Origin of the sequence: Thermophilibacter gallinarum, from assembly GCF_014982725.1 — a bacterium.
Lineage (GTDB): Bacteria > Actinomycetota > Coriobacteriia > Coriobacteriales > Atopobiaceae > Thermophilibacter > Thermophilibacter gallinarum.
The window spans coordinates 74,502-100,037 of record NZ_JADCJZ010000001.1; the positions used below are offsets into that span (position 1 = coordinate 74,502).

18 protein-coding genes and 4 tRNA genes are annotated in these 25,536 nt (G+C 69.3%); 10 read left to right on the forward strand and 12 right to left on the reverse strand.

All coding sequences use genetic code 11. From position 1 onward, the window contains the following. The first annotated feature begins 3 nt into the window (after positions 1-3). Positions 4-654 (forward strand): G protein-coupled receptor family protein, encoded by a 651-nt coding sequence (locus INF26_RS00365; RefSeq protein WP_193528784.1) that lies wholly within the window; start codon positions 4-6, stop codon positions 652-654. Positions 655-704: 50 nt separating this feature from the next. Next, positions 705-780, forward strand: a tRNA-Arg gene (locus tag INF26_RS00370). Between the two features lie 178 nt (positions 781-958). Here the strand turns inward: INF26_RS00370 and pknB are convergent. From pknB to INF26_RS00400, 6 genes are all read right to left on the reverse strand, one after another. After that, on the reverse strand, positions 959-2,917 hold the full coding sequence (gene pknB, locus INF26_RS00375; protein ID WP_193528785.1) for a Stk1 family PASTA domain-containing Ser/Thr kinase: 1,959 nt from the start codon (positions 2,915-2,917) through the stop codon (positions 959-961). Positions 2,918-2,978: 61 nt separating this feature from the next. Continuing rightward, positions 2,979-5,894, reverse strand: coding sequence for an FtsW/RodA/SpoVE family cell cycle protein (locus INF26_RS00380; RefSeq protein WP_332307298.1), 2,916 nt, complete (start codon positions 5,892-5,894; stop codon positions 2,979-2,981). A gap of 50 nt (positions 5,895-5,944) precedes the next feature. Further along, positions 5,945-7,180, reverse strand: coding sequence for a Stp1/IreP family PP2C-type Ser/Thr phosphatase (locus tag INF26_RS00385; RefSeq protein WP_226371782.1), 1,236 nt, complete (start codon positions 7,178-7,180; stop codon positions 5,945-5,947). After that, on the reverse strand, positions 7,177-7,590 hold the full coding sequence (locus tag INF26_RS00390; RefSeq protein ID WP_193528786.1) for an FHA domain-containing protein: 414 nt from the start codon (positions 7,588-7,590) through the stop codon (positions 7,177-7,179). The genes INF26_RS00385 and INF26_RS00390 overlap by 4 nt, the downstream gene beginning before the upstream one ends. Continuing rightward, entirely contained in the window at positions 7,587-8,672 is a 1,086-nt protein-coding gene (locus INF26_RS00395; protein WP_193528787.1) for an FhaA domain-containing protein, read from the reverse strand. The genes INF26_RS00390 and INF26_RS00395 overlap by 4 nt, the downstream gene beginning before the upstream one ends. Then, entirely contained in the window at positions 8,656-10,422 is a 1,767-nt protein-coding gene (locus tag INF26_RS00400; RefSeq protein WP_332307269.1) for a serine/threonine-protein kinase, read from the reverse strand. Before INF26_RS00400 ends, INF26_RS00395 begins: the two co-directional genes overlap by 17 nt. A 143-nt stretch (positions 10,423-10,565) precedes the next feature. Here INF26_RS00400 and INF26_RS00405 point away from each other — a divergent pair. Continuing rightward, a tRNA-Leu gene (locus tag INF26_RS00405) sits at positions 10,566-10,652 on the forward strand. Positions 10,653-10,765: 113 nt separating this feature from the next. On the opposite strand, the gene INF26_RS00410 is transcribed toward INF26_RS00405, so the two are convergent. Both INF26_RS00410 and INF26_RS00415 read right to left on the reverse strand, forming a co-directional pair. Next, entirely contained in the window at positions 10,766-11,875 is a 1,110-nt protein-coding gene (locus INF26_RS00410; RefSeq protein ID WP_193528788.1) for a hypothetical protein, read from the reverse strand. Between the two features lie 136 nt (positions 11,876-12,011). Then, on the reverse strand, positions 12,012-12,200 hold the full coding sequence (locus INF26_RS00415; RefSeq protein ID WP_193528789.1) for a DUF6724 family protein: 189 nt from the start codon (positions 12,198-12,200) through the stop codon (positions 12,012-12,014). 102 nt (positions 12,201-12,302) lie between these two features. On the opposite strand from INF26_RS00415, the gene serS reads away from it, so the two are divergent. Both serS and INF26_RS00425 read left to right on the forward strand, forming a co-directional pair. Then, positions 12,303-13,586, forward strand: a complete 1,284-nt coding sequence (gene serS, locus INF26_RS00420; protein ID WP_193528790.1) for a serine--tRNA ligase — start codon at positions 12,303-12,305, stop codon at positions 13,584-13,586. Positions 13,587-13,688: 102 nt separating this feature from the next. Next, positions 13,689-14,048 (forward strand): hypothetical protein, encoded by a 360-nt coding sequence (locus INF26_RS00425; protein WP_193528791.1) that lies wholly within the window; start codon positions 13,689-13,691, stop codon positions 14,046-14,048. 40 nt (positions 14,049-14,088) lie between these two features. Here the strand turns inward: INF26_RS00425 and INF26_RS00430 are convergent. The 4 genes from INF26_RS00430 to INF26_RS00445 all read right to left on the reverse strand — a co-directional run bounded on the left by INF26_RS00430 (position 14,089) and on the right by INF26_RS00445 (position 16,067). Next, positions 14,089-14,165 (reverse strand) — tRNA-Arg (locus INF26_RS00430). A gap of 127 nt (positions 14,166-14,292) precedes the next feature. Then, positions 14,293-14,384: transfer RNA gene (locus tag INF26_RS00435), tRNA-Ser, on the reverse strand. Positions 14,385-14,455: 71 nt separating this feature from the next. After that, positions 14,456-15,445: a tRNA glutamyl-Q(34) synthetase GluQRS gene (gene gluQRS / locus INF26_RS00440; RefSeq protein WP_193528792.1), complete on the reverse strand. Its 990-nt coding sequence runs from the start codon at positions 15,443-15,445 to the stop codon at positions 14,456-14,458. Then, positions 15,417-16,067, reverse strand: a complete 651-nt coding sequence (locus tag INF26_RS00445) for a GNAT family N-acetyltransferase (protein ID WP_193528793.1) — start codon at positions 16,065-16,067, stop codon at positions 15,417-15,419. Before INF26_RS00445 ends, gluQRS begins: the two co-directional genes overlap by 29 nt. Positions 16,068-16,136: 69 nt before the next feature. Here INF26_RS00445 and purH point away from each other — a divergent pair, with 69 nt between their 5' ends. The 5 genes from purH to INF26_RS00470 all read left to right on the forward strand — a co-directional run bounded on the left by purH (position 16,137) and on the right by INF26_RS00470 (position 25,490). Continuing rightward, positions 16,137-17,774: a bifunctional phosphoribosylaminoimidazolecarboxamide formyltransferase/IMP cyclohydrolase gene (gene purH / locus INF26_RS00450; protein ID WP_193528794.1), complete on the forward strand. Its 1,638-nt coding sequence runs from the start codon at positions 16,137-16,139 to the stop codon at positions 17,772-17,774. A 239-nt stretch (positions 17,775-18,013) separates the two neighbouring features. Next, a complete protein-coding gene (locus INF26_RS00455) occupies positions 18,014-18,703 on the forward strand; it encodes a hypothetical protein (RefSeq protein ID WP_226371783.1) in 690 nt (229 codons plus the stop codon). A gap of 36 nt (positions 18,704-18,739) precedes the next feature. Then, positions 18,740-19,429, forward strand: coding sequence for a DUF6264 family protein (locus INF26_RS00460; protein ID WP_193528795.1), 690 nt, complete (start codon positions 18,740-18,742; stop codon positions 19,427-19,429). A 192-nt stretch (positions 19,430-19,621) separates the two neighbouring features. After that, positions 19,622-23,158, forward strand: a complete 3,537-nt coding sequence (gene nifJ / locus INF26_RS00465) for a pyruvate:ferredoxin (flavodoxin) oxidoreductase (RefSeq protein WP_193528796.1) — start codon at positions 19,622-19,624, stop codon at positions 23,156-23,158. Positions 23,159-23,486: 328 nt separating this feature from the next. Further along, positions 23,487-25,490 (forward strand): BglG family transcription antiterminator, encoded by a 2,004-nt coding sequence (locus INF26_RS00470; RefSeq protein ID WP_332307270.1) that lies wholly within the window; start codon positions 23,487-23,489, stop codon positions 25,488-25,490. Positions 25,491-25,536 lie beyond the last annotated feature (46 nt).

The following is a 25,536-nucleotide window of genomic DNA, read 5'->3' on the forward strand; positions in this document are numbered from 1 at the left end:
GTCATGTCACTGCGCGACACCATCGAGGGGGCCCGCCGCGAGGCCGAGGGCAACGCCGTCGGCCGCCCCAAGAAGGAGGCCGAGGCCGTCGCCGCCGAGAGCGACGAGAAGAAGGGCTTCTCGCGAAGCTCCGCCGCCAAGGCCAAGCCCGCCCGCGAGGCCGCCGCGTCCGTCCGGACCGGCTCCGCCTCCTCGTCCAAGCCGGGCATCTTCGGCGACAAGAACGAGTCCAAGGAGGAGAAGCGCGAGCGCAAGCGCAAGGAGCGCGAGGAGAGCGACCTTCGCAACCGCGCCTACGACCTCGTCCTGCGCAGCATGCCGGACTACCGTCGCACCGAGCGCGTCTTCTGGATCATGGTGGGCGTCGGCATGGTGCTCGCCGTCATCTCGCTGGTGTGCGTCTACCTCTACGGCGAGACCACCAACATGAGCACCTGGCAGGGCGCGCTCTCCATGGGCACCCTCGTCGGTGCCTACGTGTGCATCATCGCCGCCATCATCTACGACTTCGTCAAGCGCCGCCCGTTCCGCAAGCAGGTCCAAGCGCGCGTCAACGGCCTGACCGACAAGAAGCTCGCCGACCTCCTGGAGGAGGAGCGCGCCCGTCAGATCGCGGAGAAGGCGGCGAAGGACGCCCGCAAGGGCAAGAAGTAACGCCGCGGCGCCGCGCGGCCCCGTGCCGCGCGTGCTAGAATGGCACCCATGCCTTCGTAGCTCAGGGGATAGAGCACCGCTCTCCTAAAGCGGGTGTCGGCCGTTCGAATCGGCCCGGGGGCACCAGGAAAGACGCAGGCCGTCGGGTTTCCCGCCCGGCGGCCTGCTTTTCTGTCTGCGCGGCTGGTTAAAAATACCGGCGCGCCCCCCTCTTCGGAGCCGTTCCGAGGGGGACGCGCCGGTAAAACTAACCAAAACGGCGAGAAGGACGGGGACGCGCCGGTATTTCTAACGCGCGCCGCCGCTACTGGCCCTCCGGCGTGGCGCCGTTGCCGATCGAGCCGCCGTGGTCACCGTTGCCGCTGGGGGTCTCCGGCTCCTGCGCCTCCGTGGTGAGCGTGATCGTGGCGCCGTACGGGGCGGAGCCGGTCACGGACTGCTCGATGACGATGCCGTCCGTGGGGCCGCTGATGTTGACGACGAAGTTGGCCCCCTCGAGACGCGCCTGCGCGGTGGTCGCGACCTCGCCGACCACGTTGGGGACCTTGACCTCCTCGCGGCCGGAGGAGACGAAGACGGTGACCGTGGAGCCCTTGTCCACCGTCGAGCCCATGCCGGGGGTCGTATAGATCACGTAGCCAGAGGCCACAGAGTTGTCGGAGGTGTAGCGCACATCGGCCACAAGACCCAGGTCCTTGAGGCGCGAGGTGTACTCGCTCTCGGTGGCGTTGGAGAGCTCGGGGACCACGACCTGGCTGCTGCCGGCGGAGACGTGGTAGGTGACAGTATCGCCCGCGTTGGCGGTGGAGCCGGGCTCGAGGTCCTGCTCGGCGACCTCGCCCTCCTCGTAGTCGTCGCTCTCGACGTCGTCACCGCGCTTGCCGAGGAGCTTGTGCTTGCTGAGCTCCTCCTCGGCCTCGTCGGCCGTCATGCCGCGCAGGTCGGGGACCTCGACCTCCTCGACGGGGGTGGGGCCGTTGGACACCTTGAAGTTGATGACGCTGCCCTCGGGCATCTGCCGGTTGGGCTCGGGGTCCTGCTCGACGACGCGGCCCTCGGGGACGTTGTCGTCGTAGACGTACTGGGGCTCGCCGGCCTCGAAGCCCTCCTTCTCGATGGCCTCGACGGCCTGCTCGACGGTGAGGTTGCTGAGGTTGGGGACGTTCCTCATGGCGGTGCCGGAGCCCAGCAGGCTCACCAGCGCCACGATGACCAGCACCGCGGCCACGATTCCGCCCGCGGCGGCGAGAATGACGTTGCGCTTGTGCTTGCGCTGGCGCTCCGCCTCGGCCTCGGCGGCCTGCTGCGTGGCGCTCTGGCGGAAGCGGCCGGTGCGCTCGACCCGCGGCATCGTGGCCGTCCCGCCCACCATCGGCGTTGCGCCGCGCTCGAGCTTGCTCGTGGCGGCGGCGGGCAGCACGGAGGTGGCGGTGTTCACGGCCTGCATGCGCCCCGCGAGGTAGTCGCGCAGCGTGCGCGACAGCTCGTCGGCCGTCTGGAAGCGGTCGGCGGGGTTCTTCTGCATGCACTTGAGGATAATCGCCTCGAGCTGCGGGTCCACGTTCGGGTTGAGCTGGCTGGGCGGCTTGGGCTGCTCGTTCACCTGCTTGAGCGCGACGGAGATGGCGTCGTCGCCCTGGAAGGGGACCTGCCCGGTGGCCGCCTCGTACATGACGATGCCCAGCGAGTAGATGTCGGTGGTGGGGCCGAGCTCCTTGCCCTGGGTCTGCTCGGGGGAGACGTAGTGGGCGGTGCCCAGGACGGAGTTGTCCTGCGTGAGATGGCTGTTCTTGGCGCGGGCGATGCCGAAGTCCATCACCTTGATGTTGCCGTCGGGCTGCACCATGATGTTCTGCGGCTTGATGTCGCGGTGGATGATGTCGTGCTTGTGCGCCACCGAGAGCGCCTGCGCGATCTGCGAGCCGATCTGCGCGACCTTCTTGCAGTCGAGCGCGCCGTGCTTGCGGATGCCGGTCTTGAGGTCGGTGCCGCGCAGGTACTCCATGACGATGTAGTAGGTGTCCGCGTCCTTGCCCCAGTCGTAGACGCTCACGATGTAGGGGCTCTGGAGCGCGGCCGCCGCCTGCGCCTCCTGCTTGAAGCGGGCGGCGAAGGACGGGTCGTTGGCGTACTGCGGCAGCATCGTCTTGATCGCCACCGTGCGCCCGAGCACCTCGTCGAGACCGCGGTAGACCGTGGCCATGCCGCCGGTTCCGATTCTGTCCTGGACCTGGTACCGTCCGCCGAGCTTCGTCTCTGCCATCGTCTCTCCTATCCCACGCGGGTGCTGGCCGCGTCCTGTCGTCTCGTCGTCGTGCACCTCATCAGCGTGCCGCCCCCGACGCCTGGATCTGCAGCGTCTCCGAGATCACCTCGCCGGCGATGCCGGCGGCGATTCCCTCGACGTTGGACCCGCGGCCCTCCACGCAGACGGAGATGGCCAGGGTCGGCTCGTCGTAGGGGGCGAATCCGATGAAGAGCGAGTTCACATTGCCGTTCTCGACCTCCGCCGTGCCGGTCTTGCCGGCGACGCGGACGCCCGAGACCTGGGCCGCCGTGCCCGTGCCGCTCTCGACGACCTGGAGCATCGCCTGCTTCAGCTGGTCGGCGGTCGTGGCGGAGATCGCCTGCCCGAGCGAGCGGGCGGCGGTCGAGGAGGTCTCGACGCCCTCCGGGGAGAGCACGTGGCCCACCACGTAGGGGTTCATCGCGACGCCGCCGTTGGCGATGGTCTGGGCGACCACGGCGTTCTGCATGACGGTGGTCTGGGGGCCGGCCGGGCTCTCGTGCTGGCCGACGGGCTGGCCGCAGGCGGCCCACGCCGTCTCCCACTCCGTCATCTCCGAGGCGACGGGCATGAGGGAGGCGACGCACGGGAAGTCCTGGCCGATCTGCTGGCCGTAGCCGAAGGCGGTCGCGTAGCTCACGAGCCGCTCCGAGCCCACCGCGGTGCCGATCTGGGCGAACGCGGTGTTGGAGGAGACGGCGAACGCGTCCTCGACGGTGACGGTGCCGTAGTCGACGTCGTGGATGTTGGTGACCTCGGCCCCGCCGACCTCGATCGAGGCGGGGGCGTCGAGGGTGTCGTCGAGGGAGGTCGTGCCGGAGTCGAGCGCCGCGGCGAGCGTGACGGCCTTGAAGGTCGAGCCGGGCGCGTAGAGCGAGTCGGTGGTGCGGTCGACGAGCTCGCTGCCGCCGCCCGTGATGACGGAGCCGAGGTCGTCGGCCGAGTAGGTCGGGGAGGACGCCTTGGCGAGGACGGCGCCGGTGGACGGGTCGAGAACCACGATCGCGCCCGTGTAGCCCTCGAGCGCCCGCTCGACGGCGCGCTGGATCTGCGAGTTGATGGTCAGCTGGACGGTCGAGCCCGGCTGGGACACGCCCGCGAGCGAGTAGAGGGCGCTCCTCCAGTTGGAGTAGTCCTTGCGTCCGGTGAGGGTCTCGTTCATGGTCGACTCGACGCCGTCCGAACCGTACTGGGTGGAGATGTAGCCGACGGTGTGGCGCGCGAGGGTGCCCTGCGGGTAGGAGCGCACGTAGGTCCCGTCGGACTGCTGGGTGCTCTCCGCGAGCGTCACGCCGTCCGAGGTGATGATCGCGCCGCGCTGGACGTACGCGCTTCTCGCGATCGTGTGGTTGTTGCCGGGCAGGTTCTGGATGCGCGCGGCGTCAATCTGCTGAACGTAGGTGAGGTTGGCGATGAGCGCGGCAAAGAGCAGCGCGAAGACGCTGATCAGTGAGGTGAGGCGCTTGCCCAGCGCGACGCGCCCGAGGACGCCCGACTCCTCGGTCGTGAGGCCGAAGCTCCCGCGCGCGTGGCTGCCGTGGACCACGGAGGCGGCATGCGCGCCCGAGGGGCCCCGGACCTGGCCCGTGAACGAGAGGACCGGGTCGCGCCGCTCGCTGCCGCGCTCGATGGCGCTCCTGAGCTGCGTCTCCCTGCCGGTGCCCTCGTCGCCCGCCCGCAGGAGCAGGCCCACGATCAGGAAGCTGGCGAGAAGGGACGTGCCGCCCTGGCTCATGAAGGGGAGCGTCACTCCCGTGAGCGGCAGGAACTTGGTCACGCCGCCGACGATCACGAAGGCCTGGACGGATATCGCGCAGGTGAGGCCCACGGCGGCGAACGCCGAGCAGTCGGACTTGGCCCGCGCCGCGGTCGCGAGCCCGCGCACGCAGAACAGGAGGAAGAGCAGAAGGACGGCGGAGCCGCCGAGAAGACCCATCTCCTCGCCGATGGCGGCGAAGATGAAGTCGCTCTGGACGAACGGGATCGTGGTGGCGAGGCCGTTGCCGATGCCGACGCCGGAGAGCCCGCCGTCGGCGAGCGAGTAGAGGCCCTGGACGATCTGGTACCCACCGCTGCTGGCCGCCGACCACGGGTCGATCCAGATGTCGACGCGGTTGCGCACGTGGCCGAACAGGAGGTAGCAGGCGATGCCGCCCAGGGCGAGCAGCAGCAGGCTCACCACGACGTAGCTCACGCGGCCGGTGGCCACGTAGATCATGATCACGAAGAACGCGAAGAAGAGCAGGGCGCTTCCCAGGTCCCGCTCGAAGACCACGACGAGCAGGCTGATGCCCCACATCACGAGCAGCGGGAGGAGCATCCGCAGGCGCGGGAGGGAGAACGGGCCCACGCGCCGCATGGAGGCGGAGAGCGCCTCGCGGTTGGTGGCCAGGTAGAAGGCGAGGAAGAGCGTGATCAGGATCTTGGCGAACTCGCCGGGCTGGAAGCTGAAGCCGCCGATGTAGATCCAGAGCTTCGAGCCGTTCTGCTCGGTGCCCACGAGCATGGGGAGCACGAGAAGAGCCACGCCGGCGAGGCCGAGCGTGTACTTGTAGTCGGCGAGGGAGTCCAGATCCCGGACGACGGCGAGGATCGCGACCATGGCCGCGACGGAGAGGAAGAGCCACACCACCTGGCTGACGGCGGACTCGGGGGCAAGCCGGGTGAGGAAGGTGATGCCCGTGCCCGAGAGGACGAAGACGATGGGCAGGATTGCCGAGTCGGCCCCCGGCGCGAGGAAGCGTATGGCGACGTGCGCGGCCGCGAAGGCGGCGAACAGCCCCAGCGGCACGCCGAGCGTCGAGACGCTGAGCTGCACGTTGGAGTTGAGCACGTACATGGCGTAGAGGAGTATGACGGGCACGGCGGCGAGGCAGAGCAGGAAGAGCTCCGTGTTGCGCCGGCTGTGGCCGCGCTGGCGGTCGTGCGGGACGGGGGCCGGTGCGGCCAGCACCGAGGCCTCGACCTCGGAGCGCGAGCGCGCGCCCGGGCGACGAACCTTTCTCACTGCTGCTCACCCCCGTCCTGGCCGTCCGCCTCGGTCTCGGAGCGCGCCGTCTCGGCGGTCTGGGCGGCGCGGTCCTTCTCGGCGGTTATCTGCTGGTGGTAGGAGTCGATGACCGCGCGGCCCGCCTCCTCGTTCTCCACGCGGATGCCGTCCTCGAGCTGGTCCCGGACGGCGGCGGGGAGGTCGGTGAGCTCGACGGCGCTCGTGCTCACGAGCTCGCCGAGCGGAATGCCGAGGAACTCGGCGTTCATGCCGCGGTAGAGGCCCACGGTGGTGCCGTTGACGCCGAGGTACCACTCGCTGCGGATGAAGGTCAGCGCGACGAGGGCGACCACCGCGAGCGTCGCCAGGATGATGCACGCGATGCTCGCGGCGCCTTGGAACAGGCGGCGGCGCGCCTCCTCGGCCTGGCCGTCGTTCAGGATGTCGACCACGACCACGGTCACGTTGTCGGCGCCGCCCGCGGTGAGCGCCGCGGCGACGAGGTTGTCGGCCGCCTGCTTGGGCGTGGCGCTCGAGACCGCCAGGGACTCGATCTCGCTGTCGGGGACCATGGAGGAGAGGCCGTCGGAGCACAGGATGATGCGGTCTCCGTCGTTGACCTCGAGGGAGAAGTGGTCGGCGTACATGTCCGGGTCCGAGCCCAGGGCGCGGGTGATGATGGAGCGCGAGGGGTGGGTGCGGGCCTCGTCGGCGGTGATCTGGCCGGAGTCCACCAGCTCCTCGACGTAGGAGTGGTCGTGAGTGATGCGCACGAGGGTCCCCTCGCGCAGCACGTAGGCGCGCGAGTCGCCCACGTGGGCGACGGCGAGCAGGTTCTTCTCGATGATCACCGCGGTGGCGGTGCAGCCCATGCCGGGCTTGCCGATGCCCTGCTCCGCGGCCTCGATGACGTTTCTGTTGGCGGACTCGACGGCGGCGCCGAGAAGGACGTCGTCGGCCGTGGCCGGGGCCTCCCTGCCCACGGTCTCCACGGCTATGGAGCTCGCCACCTCGCCGGCGGCGTGCCCGCCCATGCCGTCCGACACCACGAAGAGCGGCGCCTGGAGCAGGAAGGAGTCCTCGTTGTGGCCGCGCACGAGACCGACGTCCGAGCGCGCCCCCCAGGAGATGAACTCGTTGGAGCCAAAGACGGCGTCCGCCCCGGCCCTCCCCTCGACGGCCATCTCGGCGCGGCCGGGGGCGTTCGTGGGCTCCTGCGGGGCGGTGATCTGGGCGTCTGCCGTCGTCATCCGCGGCTCACCCGCATGATGGTGTCACCCACCTGCACCTCGTCGTCCTCGCGCAGGGTGACGGGCTGGTCGATGACGCGGCCGTTGACCAGCGTTCCGTTGGTGGAGCCGAGGTCCTCGAGCACGAGGGCGGGACCCTGCAGGGTCAGGCGCGCGTGGTTCGAGGAGACGTAGGGCTCGTCTATGACGATGTCGGAGGAGGGGGAGCGGCCGATGACGACCGGCCCCAGGATGTCGACGTGCAGGCCGCGGAGCGAGCGGACACCCTTCTCGACGTCGACGGCCCAGATGGCCGAGTCTCGACGCTGGCCGCGCACCAGGCCGACGCCCGTGCGCATGACGGCGAAGAGGAAGACGTAGAGGACGACGACGAGAAGGACGCGCCCCGCGAACAGCACGAGGTCGATCATCGCGGGTTCTCCCGGAACTCGAGGTTGGTGAGGCCGAGGGTGACGAGGTCGCCGTCGCGCAGGACGCACTCGCGGATATCGACGTCGTTGACCAGCGTTCCGTTGGTCGAGCCGAGGTCGGAGATGTGCCAGTCGCGCCCGTCGAAGGTGAGCTCCGCGTGGCGGCGGGACACGTTGGGGTCGCGCAGGACGATGCCGGCCTGGGAGCGCTCGCGGCCGACGACGGTCGCGGGGGCCTTGCCGGTGTAGGTACGCCCGGTCTGGCGGTCGATGAGCAGGCAGGTGGCGCCGACCGGCATGGAGCTCGCGTCGGTGGCGGGGGAGCCGGCGCCCGGCTGGGCAGCCGCCGCGACGGCGCCGGCCGCGACGGCGCTCATGCCCATGCCAGCAGCGACGGCGCGCGCGTCCACGAGCGGGACGCTGCGGCGCTGGGTCTGCGGGACGGGGATGGCGCCGGGGCCCTCGCCCGGCGCGACCATCGGCGCCGGCGGCGCGACCGGGGTGACGGGCATGGGGGTGGACTCGGAGGCCGAGGCGACCGGGAGCGGTTCGACGTCGAGGCCGTCCAGGGGGACGCGCGCCGGCTCGGGCGCGGGGACGGCGGCGGGCGCGGGGCGCTTCTCGCCGCGCGGGTGGACCTGGGCGGCCGCGCCCCCGGCGCTGGAGTTGCCGGCGAGGAACGCGCGCTCCTCCTCGCGCAGGCGCGCGAGGGTGCCCGCGTCGACGTTCTCCGCGAAGACGGCGAACTTGCCGGACTTGAGCGCCGGGTCGACCATGAAGCGCACGAGGGGGCTGCCCACGAAGGCGTAGCCCTTCTCCTGTGCCCGGGCCGTCACGAAGGAGGCCGTCTCGTAGGTGATCTGCTCGTAGAGCGGGCGCATGAGAGAGTCGTCGGTGGCGGAGACCAGGACGGTGTAGAGGGCGGGTGCGGTGTCCACGCCGTCGATCTCGTACGTCTCGTTCTCCATCTCGCGCACGGCGCGCTTGGCGAGCTTCTTGAACGAGAAGGGCTCCGTGTAGCCCTGGGGTGCCGCACCGAAGACCGATCCGATGCGCGCCTCGAAGTCACTCAGAAAACTCATCAGTACCCTCGCCTTCTTGGTCCTCGTAGAGAGGGCCCCTCAGGACAGTCGCAACGCACAAAAGCACACCTAAGAGTACCGCAAGCACAACACTCGGCCAGTCGAGGGCGGGCCATATACTGGTATTCTCCACGCTAGCTGCGAGAACGCAGCACGCTAGGAGGCAGCCGAGGCCCAGGAGCTGCCCGAGGACGCCGGAGGCGACGGAGCCGCGCCCGGTGAGGGCCGAGGCAACGATTCCGCAGGCCAGAGAGCCGGCGAGCAGCAGCCAGAACGCCGGCGAGGTCAGCTCCGCGACAAGGGCATCGGAGAGCGGGGCTGCCGAGAAGGACGACGCTGCCGCTGCGTGGAAGAGTGCGCCGGAGAGATACCCCAGCGCCGACGTGACCGCGGCCGGCAGCGTCTCGAGCGCGTAGCCGGAGAGCGCCGCGCCGGCGACCGGGGACGGCAGGCACCAGGGCAGGAGCAGGGCGAGCGAGGAGAGCCGCTCGAAGCGGCCCGCGAGCGCCCACCAGGCCACGACCGACACCACCAGGAGCACGGCGAGAAAGACGGGGAGCGCCTCGCCGCCCGACCCGCTCGCGAGCGCGGCGGCCGTGGCGACGGCGGAGAGCGGCGCGGCGGCCGGGGGCCAGATCGCGGCAAGGGCGCAGGCGGCGAGCAGCACGCCCGCGGCGAGGGCGGGCTCGGCGGCGAGCCCGGCCACGTGGGGCAGCGTCAGTCGCAGCGCGGAGAAGGCGACGAGCGCGGTGAGCATCCGGGGCAGCAGGCCTTCGGGGAGCCGCAGGGGCCGGCGCGGCCGTCGGATGGCGGGGGGTCGGGTGTCGTCGTCCTCCTCGGCCTGGGACACGAGCGACTCGAGCGACTCCGCGCCCTCGGCGGGGTCGCCCAGGCAGGGGAGCAGGGCGTCCACGAACTCGAGGACGTCGGCGTCGCGCTGCGCCGGGGAGGGGGAGAGCTCGGCGACGAGGGCGGACTCGGCGTCCGGGCCCAGCTCGGGGCAGAGGCGCGCGAGCCTGCCCGGGCCGCGCTGGATGCGGCGCAGGGAGTCCTCTGCGCTTCTCGCCAGGAACGGGTCGTCCCCGGTGAGGGCCTGCCACACCACCACGGCGAGGGAGAACACGTCCGTGCGCTCGTCCACCAAGGCGCCCTCGATCTGCTCGGGCGGCATGTATCCCACCGTGCCACCGCGCGCGTCGCCGTAGCCGGCGGCCGAGGCGAGTGTGGACATGCCGAAGTCGGCGAGCTTCACGGTGCCCTGCCGGTCGATCATGATGTTGGTCGGCTTGATGTCCAGGTGCAGCACGCGGTTCTCATGCGCGAAGGCGAGCGCGCGGGCCACGCTCTGGAGCACGTGCGCGCACTCCTCGGGCGTGAGGCGGCCACCCTCAACCCGGCCGAGCAGCTCGGCGAGGTTCAGGCCGTCCACGTACTCCATGACCAGGTAGGCGAAGATCCCGTCCGACTCGAAGTCGAAGACGGTGACGATGTTGGGGTGGCTTAGCATGCAGGCCGTGCGGGCCTCCGCGAGCGCCTCCTCGGCGGTGGTGCCCCAGTCGGCGAGCGGCATGCGCTTGATCGCCACGCGCCGCTGGAGCCGCTTGTCCCAGCAGGTGCAGACGGTGCCGAAGCCACCGTCGCCGCGGCGCTCGATCACGCGGTATCTGCCGAGAAGAACCTCTTCGTGCGGGGTGTCCGCCGGCGTCAGGGGGGTGCTGCTCGCGCGCACCCGGGTGGGCGTGTCGCTCACGGCTCCTCCTTGTTCGTTTAAGCTGCGTGTGGCCGTGTGGGCACTATTCTAGCGCTTGCGCGTGCGGAGGGAAAACCGCCGCCCGCGCCGCCGCGAGAAAAGACTTGGCAGCGGACGGGCGATGCGCTACGATATCCCAGCACGCGGGCGTGGCGGAATTGGCAGACGCGTACGGTTCAGGTCCGTATGGGGGCAACTCCATGAAGGTTCAAGTCCTTTCGCCCGCACCATGAACGCACGGGGCCTCGGCGGTGACGCCGGGGCCCTTTTGTATGCGCCGCGGGCGCGTCGACCTTCTCGGTGCCGGACGCCCGCAAATTAACGGGCAAAATTCGATTAACCGTTATATATCAGCAGGATTTAAATTCGAGAAACTCGAATTTTGTCCGTTAATCTGTCGCGGCGGGAGAAGCAGCCGGAGCAGCTGCTGCCGCTCGGGCGCCGAGAGCATCGCGAGCATGACGTTCTGGAGGGCGTGGCCGCCGTCGAACTCGCGAATCGTCATGGCCGCCTCGACCATCACCGCGTCCAGGCCGCCGGGCTCGTAGAGGTCCTCCGTCGTCACGGGGAGGATGATCCGCCCCTGGGCGGCGAGCTCGCGGTTGCGCTTGATGTCGTCGTGGTGCTTCCCCCGCACCGCGCGCATGGCGGCACGGGCGTCTCCGTCGCGCGCCGCGCTCGCCACCGACTCGAGGTCGAGGTGGAGGCGGCTGTCGTAGTTGAAGCCGATGCGCGTGCCCACGACTTCAATGTCGGGCACGCGGGAGTCCCGGCACCCCAGCGCCACCAGCTCGGGCGAGGTGCCGTGCCGAACGTTGAGCGCAACCTCGCCCAGCTCGTAGCCGAGGTCGTTCACGGGAAGCCGCGCCATGAGCGCGATGACGGCCTCGGGCGGAGACCATGCGTTGTCAGCCACTCGGCGCAGCGCGCGCCTGGCGAGGAGCGCCGAGCGTCGCCAGCCCAGGGAGTCGAGGTACGCCGCGATCTTCTCGACGCTCGTCACGGGGGGAATGCCGTAGACGGGATCGCCGCCGCGCGGGTCGCGGGGGTCTCGCGAGAACGTGCCGCAGAGCTCATAGCCGAGAAGGGCGAGCACCTTGGGGTCCATGACCTCGGCGAGTTCGAGGAAGAGCAGCTCCGGGCAGGGTACGAACAGGCCGTCCCCGAGGCACACGAACGAGCCGGAGGGGAGGCTCGAGCGGACCGCGCACGAGAAGAACGACCCCTTGGGGCGGTCGGCAGGGCTGGGGACAACGATCTCGAGCGGGCGGTCATCGGTCGGCGGCTCGTCGAGAGCGAGGCGCTCGAGTGGGAGGGCGCGCCTCGTCCAGCGCTGCTGGGGGCTGGGGTCCGGCGCGGGCAGGTCGCAGCGGGTCTCGGGGAGCGGACGGCCCGCGCGGCGCCAGGCGCGCAGCGCGCGCAACGCGGATAGCCTGTCCACCGTGAGTCGCATGCCCCTCCGTCCTTCTCGGCCGCCCGCCGCAAAATTAACGGGCAAAATTCGATTGACTCTTATATATTCACAGGATTCAAATTCGAGAAACTCGAATTTTGTCCGTTAATCTGACGGCTCGGCGACGCGCCGCGGGCTACTCCTCGTCGTCGCCGAAGAGGTCCCAGTCGCCCTCGGTCTTCTCGTGATTGAAGTAGCGTCGCTTGGTCTTGCGCTCCATGAGCAGGGCGATGATCAGGCAGAGCACGGCGCCGCCCGCTATCAGGCAGATGACGCCGACCTTGTCGTTGAACAGCCACGTGAAGAAATCAGCGATTGCCTGCATGGGTGCCTCCCGGGGGCGTCGTTTTCCGTGCGCACAAGTATATACTTGGAGCGCTGCCGGGCGAGCGCCCGCGGCAACAGGCAACCAGAGGCAGGAGTGAAGATGCTCGACATCAAGTTCGTCCGCGAGAACCCCGACGCAGTTGACAAGGCCTGCGCGTCCCGCCAGAACGCGCACTGGGACCGCGAGAAGTTCTTCGAGCTGGACGAGCAGCGCCGCTCCGTGATCGTCGAGGTCGAGGCGCTGCAGGCCGAGCGCAACGCCGTCTCCAAGGAGATCGGCCAGCTCATGCGCGAGGGCAAGCGCGACGAGGCCGAGGCCGCAAAGGCCAAGGTCGCCGCCAACAAGGAGCGCATCGCCGAGCTCGACGACAAGCGCGACGAGGTAGAGCGCGCCCTCTTCGACCTGGTCGCCGCCATCCCCAACATCCCCGACGCGAGCACGCCCTACGGTCGCGACGACTCCGACAACCCCGAGGTCCGCCGCTGGGGCACCCCGCGCGAGTTCGACTTCGAGCCCAAGGCGCACTGGGACCTGGGCCCCGCCACGGGCATGATCGACTTCGACCGCGGCGTGAAGCTCGCCGGCGCCCGCTTCTACCTGCTGGGCGGCATGGGCGCCCGCATGGAGCGCGCCCTGATCAACTACTTCCTCGAGAAGCACGCCGCGGCGGGCTTCAAGGAGTTCTGGTCCCCGGTCATCACCAACAAGGAGACGCTCTTCGGCACGGGCCAGCTGCCCAAGTTCGAGGACGACCTGTACCACGTGAACCCCGACCTCTACCTCATCCCCACCGCGGAGGTCATGCTCACCAACATTCACCGCGACGAGGTGCTCGACGCCGCTCAGCTGCCGCTGTGGTACACCGCCTTCACGCCGTGCTTCCGCGAGGAGGCGGGCTCGGCCGGCCGCGACACGCGCGGCATCATTCGCGTGCACCAGTTCGACAAGGTCGAGATGGTCAAGTTCGCCAAGCCCGAGGACTCGATGAACCAACTGGAGAGCATGGTCGCCGAGGCCGAGGCCTGCCTGCAGGAGCTGGGCCTGCCCTACCACGTGGTGAGCCTGTGCACGGGCGACCTGGGCTTCTCGGCCTGCAAGTGCTACGACCTCGAGGTGTGGCTGCCCAGCTACAACGCCTACAAGGAGATCTCCTCCTGCTCCAACTGCTGGGACTTCCAGGCCCGTCGCGCCAACATCCGCTACAAGGACCCGGCGGAGTTCAAGGGCACGCGCTACGTGCACACGCTCAACGGCTCCGGCCTGGCGGTGGGTCGCACGATGGCCGCGATCATGGAGAACTACCAGAACGCGGATGGCTCCATCACCGTGCCCGAGGCGCTGCGGCCCTACATGGGCGGCGTCGAGGTCATCAGGCCCGAGTAGCCGCTCGCCGAGAGCCCGCGGGGGCAAACGGTAGAACACTTGTTCGCATCATACGAATATGGTTTACTCTCGTCAGGCGGATTCTCGGGAGAGGAGAGCGTGATGAGGGTGCAGGAGGTCGCGCGCTTTGAGAGCGCGGGGGACGTGAGGACGGTCAGCCTCGTTCAGGGCGATGACGGCCAGCTGGAGGTGCGCGAGCTCCGCGAGGGGCCGTCCGCGGTCGCCGTGTATGGCGAGAGCGAGCACAGCCTGCGCGTCCTCTTCGCCCCGGAGGCGGTCCCGGGGCTGCTCGGTGCCATGGCGGAGGAGGGGGTCGCCTCGGTCGCCGACTACCTTGCCTCGGAGGACCGTGACATCGTCGACCTCATGGACCTGTGCGATCGCCTCGGCGTCGCGTACTCGTTCGTGGGGATCGGCGAGAAGGGCGACATCCAGTACCGTCCGGCGCACCAGCAGCCCTGAGTAAGCAAAAGGGGCTCCCGAAGGAGCCCCTTAACTTGCGTGGTGCGGCGTATAGGATTCGAACCTATGACGCCCTGATTCGTAGTCAGGTCCTCTATCCAGCTGAGGTAACGCCGCGTGCAGTTGGTAATACTGCCACGGTGCCAGAGGGAAGTCAAGGGAAAAAGGGAAAAGTGTCGGAGTTGTGGTGCCGGCGCACAAAAAGGCCCGCCGCGCGCGGTGGCGGGGCGGGCCCAGTGCGTTCTGGCGGAGAGCTGGGGATTCGAACCCCAGATAGGATTTGCATCCTATACTCGCTTAGCAGGCGAGCACCTTCGGCCTCTCGGTCAGCTCTCCGTGAGCGGTGCCTGTGCATCATACCGCACAACGGCGGCGCCCACAACATCTCCGGCTCGCGGCTGCCGGCGCTACGCCCGCGAGAAGAGCGCGTCGAGAAACGCCTCGTCCACGGCGATGTCGTCGCGGCGCAGGCGGGGCCAGGAGAAGCCGTCGAGCAGCTCGCGCGGGCGCCCCTCCCATCCGGGCTCGGCGAGGCCCGCCGCCGAGGCGAGCAGTCCCACGACGCGCTCTGCCGGCACCCCGCTTCCGCGAATGAAGCCGAGGTCGAGGTCCTTCTCGCGCTTTGAGAGGCGTCGGCCGTCCGGCGCGGCGAGCAAAGGCACGTGCCCGTACTGCGGCGCCGCGTGGCCGAGAAGTCCGCCCAGGTAGATCTGGCGCGCGCACGAGCCAAGGAGGTCGCGCCCCCTCACCACCTGCGTGACGCCCATGAGGGCGTCGTCCACCACGACGGCGAGCTGGTAGGCCACCACGCCGTCGCTGCGACGCACGAGGAAGTCGCCGCACTCGCGCGCGAGCACCTCGCGGCGCGGCCCGTAGGCGAGGTCGCTGAACTCGATCGTCCCGGCGGGGTCGTCCGCGTCCGGCACGCGCAGGCGCGTCGCGGGCGGGCGCTCGGCGGAGCGCCGCGCGACCTCGTCCGCCGGGAGGCCGCGGCACGTCCCCGCGTAGACGGGCGTGCCGTCGGAGGCGTGCGGCGCGCTGGCCGCGTGCAGCTCCGCGCGCGAGCAGAAGCAGGGGTAGGTGAGGCCGGCCGCTCCAAGGCGGGCGATGGCCTCGTCGTAGAGCTCGCCGCGCTCGCTCTGCCAGAAGGGCCCCTCGTCCCAGTCGAGGCCCAGCCAGCGCAGGTCGTCCATCAGGAGCTCCGCGCGCTCGCGGCTGGCGGCCCGCGGGTCCAGGTCCTCGACGCGCATCACCATCTCGCCCCCGGCGGCGCGTGCGGAGAGCCAGGCCACGAGCGCGGCGAAGGCGTTGCCCAGGTGCATGCGCCCCGAGGGGGTCGGCGCAAACCTTCCGCGCACCGCGGGGCTGCTACAGGAGCTGCTCGTAGACGTAGACATAGAACTCGTCCGTCTCGGGGTCGACGCCCGGCCAGTACGCGCGCGAGCGTCGGCGCATGGCCTGGGTGAGCCCCTTGTGCTCGTAGAAGCCGACGTCGCAGCTGTCGTCGGTGAGCAGGTGGTAGCCAGCGGCGCCCGCCTCGCGCAGGTGCTCGAGCGCGGCCGAGAAGAGCCGCCCGCCGAGCCCCATGCCCTTGGCGTCCGGGGAGACGATCAGCAGCTTCACCGCGGCGTCGGCGCCAGCGGGGCCCCCGGCGGCGTACTCGCGTTCGAGCTCCGCCTCCTCGCGGACGCCGCCCATCTCGGTCCGCACCGCCTCGGCGAGCGCCTCGTCCTTCTCGGCGGCCCTGGTCAGACGGGCCTCCAGCTCGGACCAGCCGTCGGCGCCGACGACCTCGCGACCCCGCTCGGCGAGAAGGACCACGCCCAGGACCTCCCCGTCGTGCTCCGCGACGAGCGACCACGTGGCCTGCGCGAGGTAGTGGGCGAGCTCGATCTGGCTCGCCGCGCGCTGCGCCGCCTCGTCGAACTCGGGGAGCCAGGTGCGGCCGAGCAGGCGCGCGGCCGCCTCGAAGTCCTCCGGCGCGAAGGCGCGCCACGTCAACTTTTCAGTCTCCGTCATGTTGTCCTCCAGCTGCGGTATCGTAGACACGACGGTACAACATGTCGTCGTCAAACCCAAGGAGGGGCCATGGCAGACACTCCCATCAAGCGGGCGCTCGTCTCCGTCACGGACAAGACGGGCGTCGTCGACTTCGTCAAGGCGCTCGAGGACGAGTTCGGCGTCGAGGTGATCTCCACCGGCGGCACCGCGCGCGTGCTCGAGGAGGCCGGCGTCCGCGTCGTTCCCATCGAGCAGTACACGGGCTTCCCCGAGATGATGGACGGCCGCGTCAAGACGCTGCACCCCAAGGTCCACGGCGGCCTGCTCGCCCGCCGCGACAACCCGTCCCACATGGCCGAGGCGGCCGAGCACGGCATCGGCATGATCGACCTCGTGGTCGTGAACCTCTACGAGTTCGAGAAGACCGTGGCCAACCCCGAGGTCACCTTCGACGACGCCATCGAGCACATCGACATCGGCGGCCCCTCCATGCTGCGCTCCGCGGCCAAGAACGCCGACTCCGTGACCGTGGTCTCCGACCCGGACGACTACGACGAGGTCCTGGACACCATGCGCGCCACGGGCGGCTGCACCACGCTCGAGCTGCGTCGCTACCTGCAGCTCAAGGTCTACGAGACCACGGCCTGCTACGACGCTGCCATCGCCAACTGGCTGGCGGACCGCTACGACGAGGACTTCCCCGAGGAGCTCGAGGACGCCGAGGACGCCCCCGCCACCCCGGACGAGCTGGGTGTCTACCTGGAGAAAGTCGACGACCTGCGCTACGGCGAGAACCCCCAGCAGACGGCCGCCGTCTACCGCTTTGCGGACGACTTCGCCGAGCTGGGCTCCTCCGAGTACCCGCTCGTGGGCGCCGAGCAGCTCCAGGGCAAGCCGCTCTCCTACAACAACTACCTGGACGCGGACGCCGCCTGGAACCTCGTGCGCGAGTTCGACGGCCCGGCCTGTGTGATCCTCAAGCACCAGAACCCCTGCGGCTCCGCCGTGGCCGACGACGTCACTACCGCCTACGACCGCGCCTTCGCGTGCGACCCCAAGAGCGCCTTCGGCGGTATCATCGCCTGCAACCGCGAGGTGCCCTTCGAGCTCGTGGAGCACGCCTTCGACGAGAACGGCCAGTTCGTCGAGGTCATCATCGCCCCGAGCTACACCCCCGAGGCGATCGAGCGCATGGCCAAGCGCCCCAACCTGCGCGTGCTTGCCACCGGCGGCGTGGGCGCCCACGCCGAGTACGAGCTGCGCTCCATCGACGGCGGCGTGCTGCTGCAGAACGTCGACTCCGTCTCCGAGGACCCGGCGACCTTCACCTGCCCGACGGAGCGCAAGCCCACGCCGGAGGAGATGGACGAGCTCATGTTTGCCTGGCGCGTCTGCAAGGGCGTCAAGTCCAACGCGATCCTGGTCTCCAAGGGCAAGGCCGGCATCGGCATGGGCCCGGGCCAGCCCAACCGCGTCGACTCCGCGCTGCTCGCCTGCGAGCGCGCCGACGAGGCCTGCGAGCGCATGGGCGTCGAGAAGGGCGGCTACGCCTGCGCGTCCGACGCCTTCTTCCCGTTCCGCGACAACGTGGACGTGCTCGCCGAGCACGGCGTGACCTGCATCATCCAGCCCGGTGGCTCCAAGCGCGACGACGAGTCCATCGAGGCCTGCAACGAGCACGGCATCGCGATGGTCTTCACCGGCAACCGCCACTTCCGCCACTAGGGCCCGCACTTCTCGCCCGTCTTCGCGCCCCGGCCGGCCCCGCGCCCGCCGGGGCGCGTCGCGTCTCATTCGCCGTCACGACCAGACGGTGACGACTTTTGCGCGCCGGGCGCAGGATTCGGCCGTCGCGGGACGTAAAACCCGTCACCGCCAGGGGGGCGACGGAACAGATCGTCGGCGTGGCTTCGCCGCACGCCCGCCGTCGGCGTAGAATGGGTGGTCTGCGGAGGGGAGGACGCATGACGGACGAGAAGAACGACGGCTCGCAGATGGACGGCTTCGCGCTGGGCAGGCCGGCGCTCGTGTGCCGCTGGCGGCTCGCCGGCCGCGCGCTGCCGCTCGAGAACCGCCACCTGCGCGCGCTCGGGCGCCGGCTCGTCGCGGGCGGGCCCGTGTCGAAGCAGCTCGTCGCCTGGGCGAAGCAGCACATCGAGTGGACGCTCGCCGACGGCGCCGCGCGGCATCCCGACGGCGTCCTCATGCTCGTCCTCGACGAGGCCGGGCGTGCTGCCATGACCGTGGGCCCCTACGAGCCGCTGGCGGTGACCACCTCCTCGGCCCTCGCGGAGCGTGCGCAGCTCGCCGCACGCGAGGCGGCCGAGACCGGCGTGGCGCCGGAGACCCTGTGGGTCGTCCGGGGCGACGTCCTCGTGGCGGGCTGCCCCATCGACCAGCCCCTCTCGGGCGCCGCGAGCCTAGTCGCGGACCTCGCCAAGACCACGGGCGTCCCCGTCTCCCGGGAGGTCGACCTCGCCCGCCGCGTCATGAACGGCGACAAGGACCATGACGAGCTGCTCCTCGTCTCGGACGAGCACGGCGTGGTGCCCGCCTCCGACGCGGCCGGGCCGCATGCCCGCCGCCTGGCGGACGGGTACGCTCGCCTGCTCGAGACGACCCGTCGGCAGCAGGCCGGCGCGCGTCGGGTATAAAGGGAGAACCACACGAACCCAAAAGGGAGGTCGGACATGGACCAGAACACCCAGAGCACCCCGCCCCGACCCGACATACCCTCCCCGTCGCAGCCCCAGCCCCAGGCGCAGCAGCGCCCGCCGGTCCCGACCCCGCCCGCGGAGCAGGCCCCGGCCGACTGGGGGCGCATCGGCGGCGGGCTTCTCACCTTCATCGTCCTGCAGGCGATCCAGACCTTCGCCCTGCTCTCGGACTTCCCGTCCGCGCTGGAGGACGCGCTCGAGAGCGTCATGACCAGCGGCCTCGGCGTCTTCGGGCTCGCCCAGGCCGCGTCCGAGTGGATCGCGCTCGCGACGCTCGTCGCCTACGCCGTGGTTATCATCGTCGCCATGGTCCAGCTCGTGCAGCGCCACCCGTCCTTCCTGCGCAACTTCCAGATCGCCGGCATCATCGCCATCGTCGGCAACCTCGCCGTGTTCCTCATCATGGAGGGGGTCCACGTCTACTACTCGACGCACGTCGGCATGCTCGGCTCCGACTCCTCGTACGGATACTCCTACTCGTGGCAGGCGGGCTCGCACTGGACGCTGGTGATCCTGGCCCTCATGTGGACGATCTTCTGGACGCTGTACTTCGCGCGCTCGGTCCGCATGCGCCACTACATGAGCCCCGACAACCCCTACACCACGGCAAACGGCCTCCCCTACGTGGAGCGGGCCCTCTTCGGCAAGGGGATGCGCGGCTAGGGTGCGGCCAGGGCGACGCGCCGCGCGCCGCCGCCGCGCGTTCTCCGAGCGCTCACCGCTCTTCTCGCCCGTCTCGCTCTTTTTGGGTAGTACTATGTGTGTGAATGGGCCACGGCCCTGTTCCGTCATGCGCCTGTGACGGGGCGGGTCCGCCCACGAGGGATTCGTTGGAATCGCTACGAAGGAGAGGATATGGCTCGCAAGTTTAAGTCCATGGACGGCAACGAGGCGGCGGCGTACGTCTCGTATGCGTTCACCGAGGTGGCGGGCATCTACCCGATCACCCCGTCCAGCCCCATGGCCGACCACGTCGACCAGTGGGCCGCTCAGGGCATGAAGAACGTCTTCGGCACCCCGGTCAAGGTCGTCGAGATGGAGTCCGAGGCGGGCGCCGCGGGCACCGTTCACGGCTCGCTCGGCGCCGGCGCCCTCACGACGACCTACACGGCGTCGCAGGGCCTGCTCCTCATGATCCCCAACATGTACAAGATCGCCGGCGAGGGCCTTCCGGGCGTCTTCCACGTGTCCGCCCGTACCGTGGCCTCCCACGCCCTCAACATCTTCGGCGACCACTCCGACGTCATGGCCTGCCGTCAGACCGGCTTCGCCATGCTCGCCGAGGGCAACGTCCAGGAGGTCATGGACCTCGCGCCGGTGGCCCACCTCGCGGCCATCGAGGGCAAGGTGCCGTTCCTGAACTTCTTCGACGGCTTCCGCACCTCCCACGAGATCCAGAAGGTCGCGGTCTGGGACTTCGACGATCTCAAGGACATGCTCGACATGGACGCCGTCCAGGCGTTCCGCGACCACGCCCTCAACCCGGAGCACCCGCACGCCCGCGGCTCCCACGAGAACGGCGACATCTTCTTCCAGCACCGCGAGGCCTGCAACAAGGCCTACGACGCGCTTCCCGCCGTGGTCCAGTCCTACATGGACAAGATCAACGAGAAGCTCGGCACGAGCTATCACCTCTTCGACTACTACGGCGCCGATGACGCCGACCGCGTGGTCGTCTGCATGGGCTCCTTCTGCGACACTCTCGAGGAGGTCATCGACTACCTCAACGCCCACGGCGAGAAGGTCGGCCTCGTGAAGGTCCGCCTGTACCGCCCGTGGTCCGTCGAGGACTTCGTGGCCGCGCTGCCTGCCACCGTCAAGAAGATCGCCGTGCTCGACCGCACCAAGGAGCCCGGCTCCATCGGCGAGCCCCTCTACCAGGACGTCGTCAGCGCCCTCTACGAGACCGGCAAGACCGAGATCACCGTCGTCGGCGGCCGCTACGGCCTCGGCTCCAAGGACGAGCCGCCCGCAGCCGCCTTCGCCGTCTACAAGGAGCTCGAGAAGGACGCCCCCGCCCGCGAGTTCACCATCGGCATCGTGGACGACGTCACCAACCTCTCCCTCCCCATGGACCCGGACGCCCCCAACACGGCGGACCCGTCCACGATCGAGTGCAAGTTCTGGGGCCTCGGCGGCGACGGCACCGTCGGCGCCAACAAGAACTCGATCAAGATCATCGGCGACCACACCGACAAGTACGTCCAGGCCTACTTCCAGTACGACTCCAAGAAGACCGGCGGCGTCACGATCTCGCACCTGCGCTTCGGTGACTCCCCGATCCGCTCGCCGTACTACATCAACAAGGCCAACTTCGTCGCCTGCCACAACCCGTCCTACATCATCAAGGGCTTCCCGATGGTGCGCGACGTCAAGCCGGGCGGCACGTTCCTGGTGAACTGCCAGTGGTCCGACGAGGAGTTCGCCTCCCACCTGCCGGCCGTGGCCAAGCGCTACATCGCCAAGAACAACATCAACGTCTACCTGATCGACGCCATCGACCTCGCCGAGAAGGTCGGCATGGGCAAGCGCACCAACACGGTGCTGCAGTCCGCGTTCTTCTCGCTGGCTCAGGTTCTTCCCGCCGAGGACGCCATCCAGTACATGAAGGACGCCGCCGAGAAGTCCTACGCCAAGAAGGGCCAGAACATCGTCGAGGCCAACTGGAAGGCCATCGACGCCGGCGCCACCGCCTACCGCAAGTTCGAGGTGCCCGCCGACTGGGCCAACGCCGAGGACGAGAAGGTCGAGCTCACCCTCGAGGGTCGCGAGGCCATCGTCAAGCAGGTCCGCGAGCTCATGGAGCCGATCAACCGCATGGACGGCGACTCGCTGCCCGTCTCCAAGTTCGTCGACGTTGCCGACGGCCAGTGGGAGCTCGGTGCCTCCGCGTACGAGAAGCGCGGCGTCGCCGTCATGGTCCCGCACTGGGACGAGTCCAAGTGCATCCAGTGCAACCAGTGCTCCTTCGTGTGCCCGCACGCCACGATCCGCCCGATCGTCATGAACGCCGACGAGCAGGCCGCCGCTCCCGAGGAGATGCGCCGCATCGACGTCATGGTTCCCAAGAACTCCGGCCTCACCTTCACCATGGCCGTCAGCCCGCTCGACTGCATGGGCTGCACCAACTGCGTCAAGGTCTGCCCGAAGGGCGCCCTCACGATGGTGCCGCAGGAGTCCGAGCTCGACCAGGCTCCGGTGTGGGACTACGCGGTGAACAAGGTCTCCGAGAAGAAGGAGCTCGTGGCCGCCAACGTCAAGGGCAGCCAGTTCGCCAAGCCGTACCTCGAGTTCTCCGGCTCCTGCGCCGGCTGCGCCGAGACCGCCTACGCGCGCCTCGTCACGCAGGTCTGCGGTGACCGCATGTTCATCTCCAACGCCACCGGCTGCTCCTCCATCTGGGGCAACCCCGCCGCCACCTCGCCCTTCACGGTCAACGAGTGCGGCCACGGCCCGGCGTGGAACAACTCCCTCTTCGAGGACAACGCCGAGCACGGCCTGGGTCTCGCCCTTGGCTACGACGCCGTCCAGGAGAAGATCGTCGCCGAGACCGAAAAGATCCTCCAGTGCGACAAGGCTTCCGACGCCCTGAAGGAGGCTGCGACCGCCTGGCTCGCCAACCGCAAGGACACCGAGGGCAGCAAGACCGCTGCCGCCGCCTACATCGCCGAGCTCGAGAAGAGCGACTGCGAGACGGCCAAGGCGGTCCTCGCCGACAAGGCCTACCTCACCAAGAAGGCCTTCTGGATCTTCGGCGGCGACGGCTGGGCGTATGACATCGGCTTCGGCGGCCTCGATCACGTCCTCGCCTCCGGCAACAACGTGAACGTCTTCGTCTTTGACACCGAGGTCTACTCCAACACCGGCGGCCAGGCCTCCAAGGCCTCCAACATCGGCCAGGTGGCGCAGTTCGCCGCAGCCGGCAAGGTGACCAAGAAGAAGAGCCTCGCCGAGATCGCCATGTCCTACGGCTACGTCTACGTGGCTCAGGTTGCCATGGGCGCCAACATGAACCAGACGCTCAAGGCCATCCACGAGGCCGTGTCCTACGACGGCCCGTCGCTCATCATCGGCTACAGCCCCTGCGAGATGCACTCCATCAAGAAGGGCGGCATGCAGAACTGCCAGGCCGAGATGAAGAAGGCCGTGGACTGCGGGTACTGGAACCTCTTCCGCTTCAACCCGGCTGCCCCCACGGGCAAGAAGTTCACGCTCGACTCCAAGGAGCCGCAGGGCGGGTACCAGGACTTCCTGATGAACGAGGCCCGCTACGCCTCGCTCACCCGCTCCTTCCCCGAGCGCGCCAAGGAGCTCTTCGCGGAGAACGAGGAGGCCGCCATGGCTCGCTACGCGCACCTGCTCAAGCTCAAGGACCTCTACGCCGAGGCGTAAGCTCCTCACGCTGAGCTGATCGCGCAAGCTGCGGCCCCCGGCATCGCGCCGGGGGCCGTTTTGTGTCTCGTCCCGCCGTTCTTCTCGCCGGGCGACGGGGCGGGTTAGAAACAACGCATCGTCCCCCTCGAAGCGGTCTCGGGAAGGGGGACGATGAGGTCGTTTTAACCCAAACGCCGAGAAGGACGGGGACGACGAGGTCGTTTTAACTACGCCAGCTCGTGGCAGCGCGCCCCACATTGCGCGCGGTACCTGCCGCGGCGGCGGCATCGCAGGATATGGAGACCCTGTGGGCGCTCCCATATGCTTGGATATGGAGGCGCATACGGTGACAAACGCACAGAAACTCATGAAGTACGTCCTCGACCACGAGGGCGTGGGCATCGACGAGCTTGCCGCCCACCTGGGCGTGCGGCCGCGTACGCTGCGCGCGCGGATCGCGCGGGCCAACCGCCTTGCCGACGGGCTCGGGCGGATCGAGTTCCGCCGCTCCGTCGCGGGCTACGTCGCGGAGACCGAGGACGAGGAGCGCCTGCGCGCCTGGTGCTCGCCCGGCTCGGGCATGCTCAAGCCCGTCGTTCCGGAGGATGCGGATGGGCGCGTCCGTTACCTGGTGAACGACCTTCTCTCCCGCGGCGGCTGGGTCACCATCGACGACCTGTCCTCCGTCCTGTTCGTGTCCCGCACGCGCATATCCGCCGACCTTCGAGAGGTCGAGAAGATCATCGAGCCCTTCGGCCTCACCGTGGTGCGCCGTCCGCGCTACGGCATCCGCGTCGAGGGTCCCGAGCTCGCGCGACGCCTCTGCCTCGCGAATCTCGTGGTGGAGGAGCGACGCGACGACCTCGCGAGCGGGGCGATCGCCGAGCTGCTGGACACCGTCTCGGGCTTCGTGGAGGAGGCTGTTGCCGACGCCGGGCTCGTGATCAACGCCTTCGCCTACCAGAACCTCCTCGTGCACATAGCCATCGCCCTCGTGCGCATGCGCGAGGGATGCTACGTGCCCATGGACGCCAGCAGCCTCGACCAGATGCAGAACACCCCGGAGCTCGCGGCCGCGCGCGTGATCGCCGGCAGGATCGGGGACGAGCTGGGGCAGGAGCTCCCCGAGGAGGAGGTCGCCTACATCGCGATTCATCTTGCGGGGAAGCAGATGATCGTGGACGCGCTGGCCGCCGACGATGCCGCCCCCGAGGCGGAGCGCCTGGTCATCACCGACGAGGCGTGGGACGTGGTCTCGCGGATGCTCGAGGTGGTGTGGGACTCCTTCCGCTTTGACTTCCGCGGTGACCTTGAGCTGCGCATGAACCTGGCACGCCACGTCATGCCGCTCGCCGTGCGGCTCCAGCATCGCATGAAGCTCAAGAACCCACTGCTCTCCGAGGTCAAGGCCTGCTACCCGCTGGCCTACTCGCTCGCCTCGGAGTCCTCGGTCGTGCTGGCCAACCGCTATGGGGCCGCGCTCTCGGAGGACGAGATCGGCTACATCGCGCTCTCCTTCGCCCTCGCGCTGGAGCGTCAGAAGGAGGCCGCGCCCAAGAAGAACATCCTCGTGGTCTGCGCGTCCGGGGCCGGCAGCGCCCGACTGCTCGAGTACCGCTATCGCCGGGAGTTCGGCAGCTATCTGGACAAGATCGTCACGTGCAACGCGTCGCAGGTAGACGAGATAGACTTCCGCGACATCGACTACGTCTTCACCACGGTCCCCTTGGGCCGCGCCCTGCCCGTCCCCGTTCGCGAGGTCACCTACTTCCTGGACGAGCACGAGATCGCGGGCGTGCGGGAGCTGCTCGCCCACAACTCGCCGCGGGGCGTGCTGTCCCTCTTCGACCGCGAGCTCTTCTTCCCCCACCTTGTCGAGAAGGACAAGGAGTCGGTGCTCTGCCGCCTCTGCGCCGAGGTCTCTGCGAGGCGTGCGGTATCCCCGCGCTTCGAGGAGCTCGTGTGGGAGCGCGAGCGTCGCGCGGCGACCTCCTTCGGCAACCTCGTTGCCATGCCGCACCCGCTGGAGGCGGCGAGCGAGCAGATCGTCATCTGCGTGGGGCTCCTTGACGAGAGCGTCGTCTGGGACGAGTACGGGCACGAGGTCAGGGCGGTCTTCCTCATCGCGGTCCCGCAGGAGGCCGACGAGAGGACGGGATCGCTCTTCAGCGCCCTCGCCGACCTCTTCGTGAGCAGGGAGGGCATGGCCCGCCTGGTGGGCGCGCAGGACTGGGGCACGCTGATCGAGCTCGTCGGCGAGGCAGCGTGCGGCTCCCTCAAGCAGAGCCCGGAGGACGTTGCCGCCGGGGGAGAGGCTCCCGAGGCGAGGGGACGCGACCAGAGACGGTGACCTTCCGCGCCCGGCGCGACCGGGCAGCGGCGTCATAGCAAGGGCG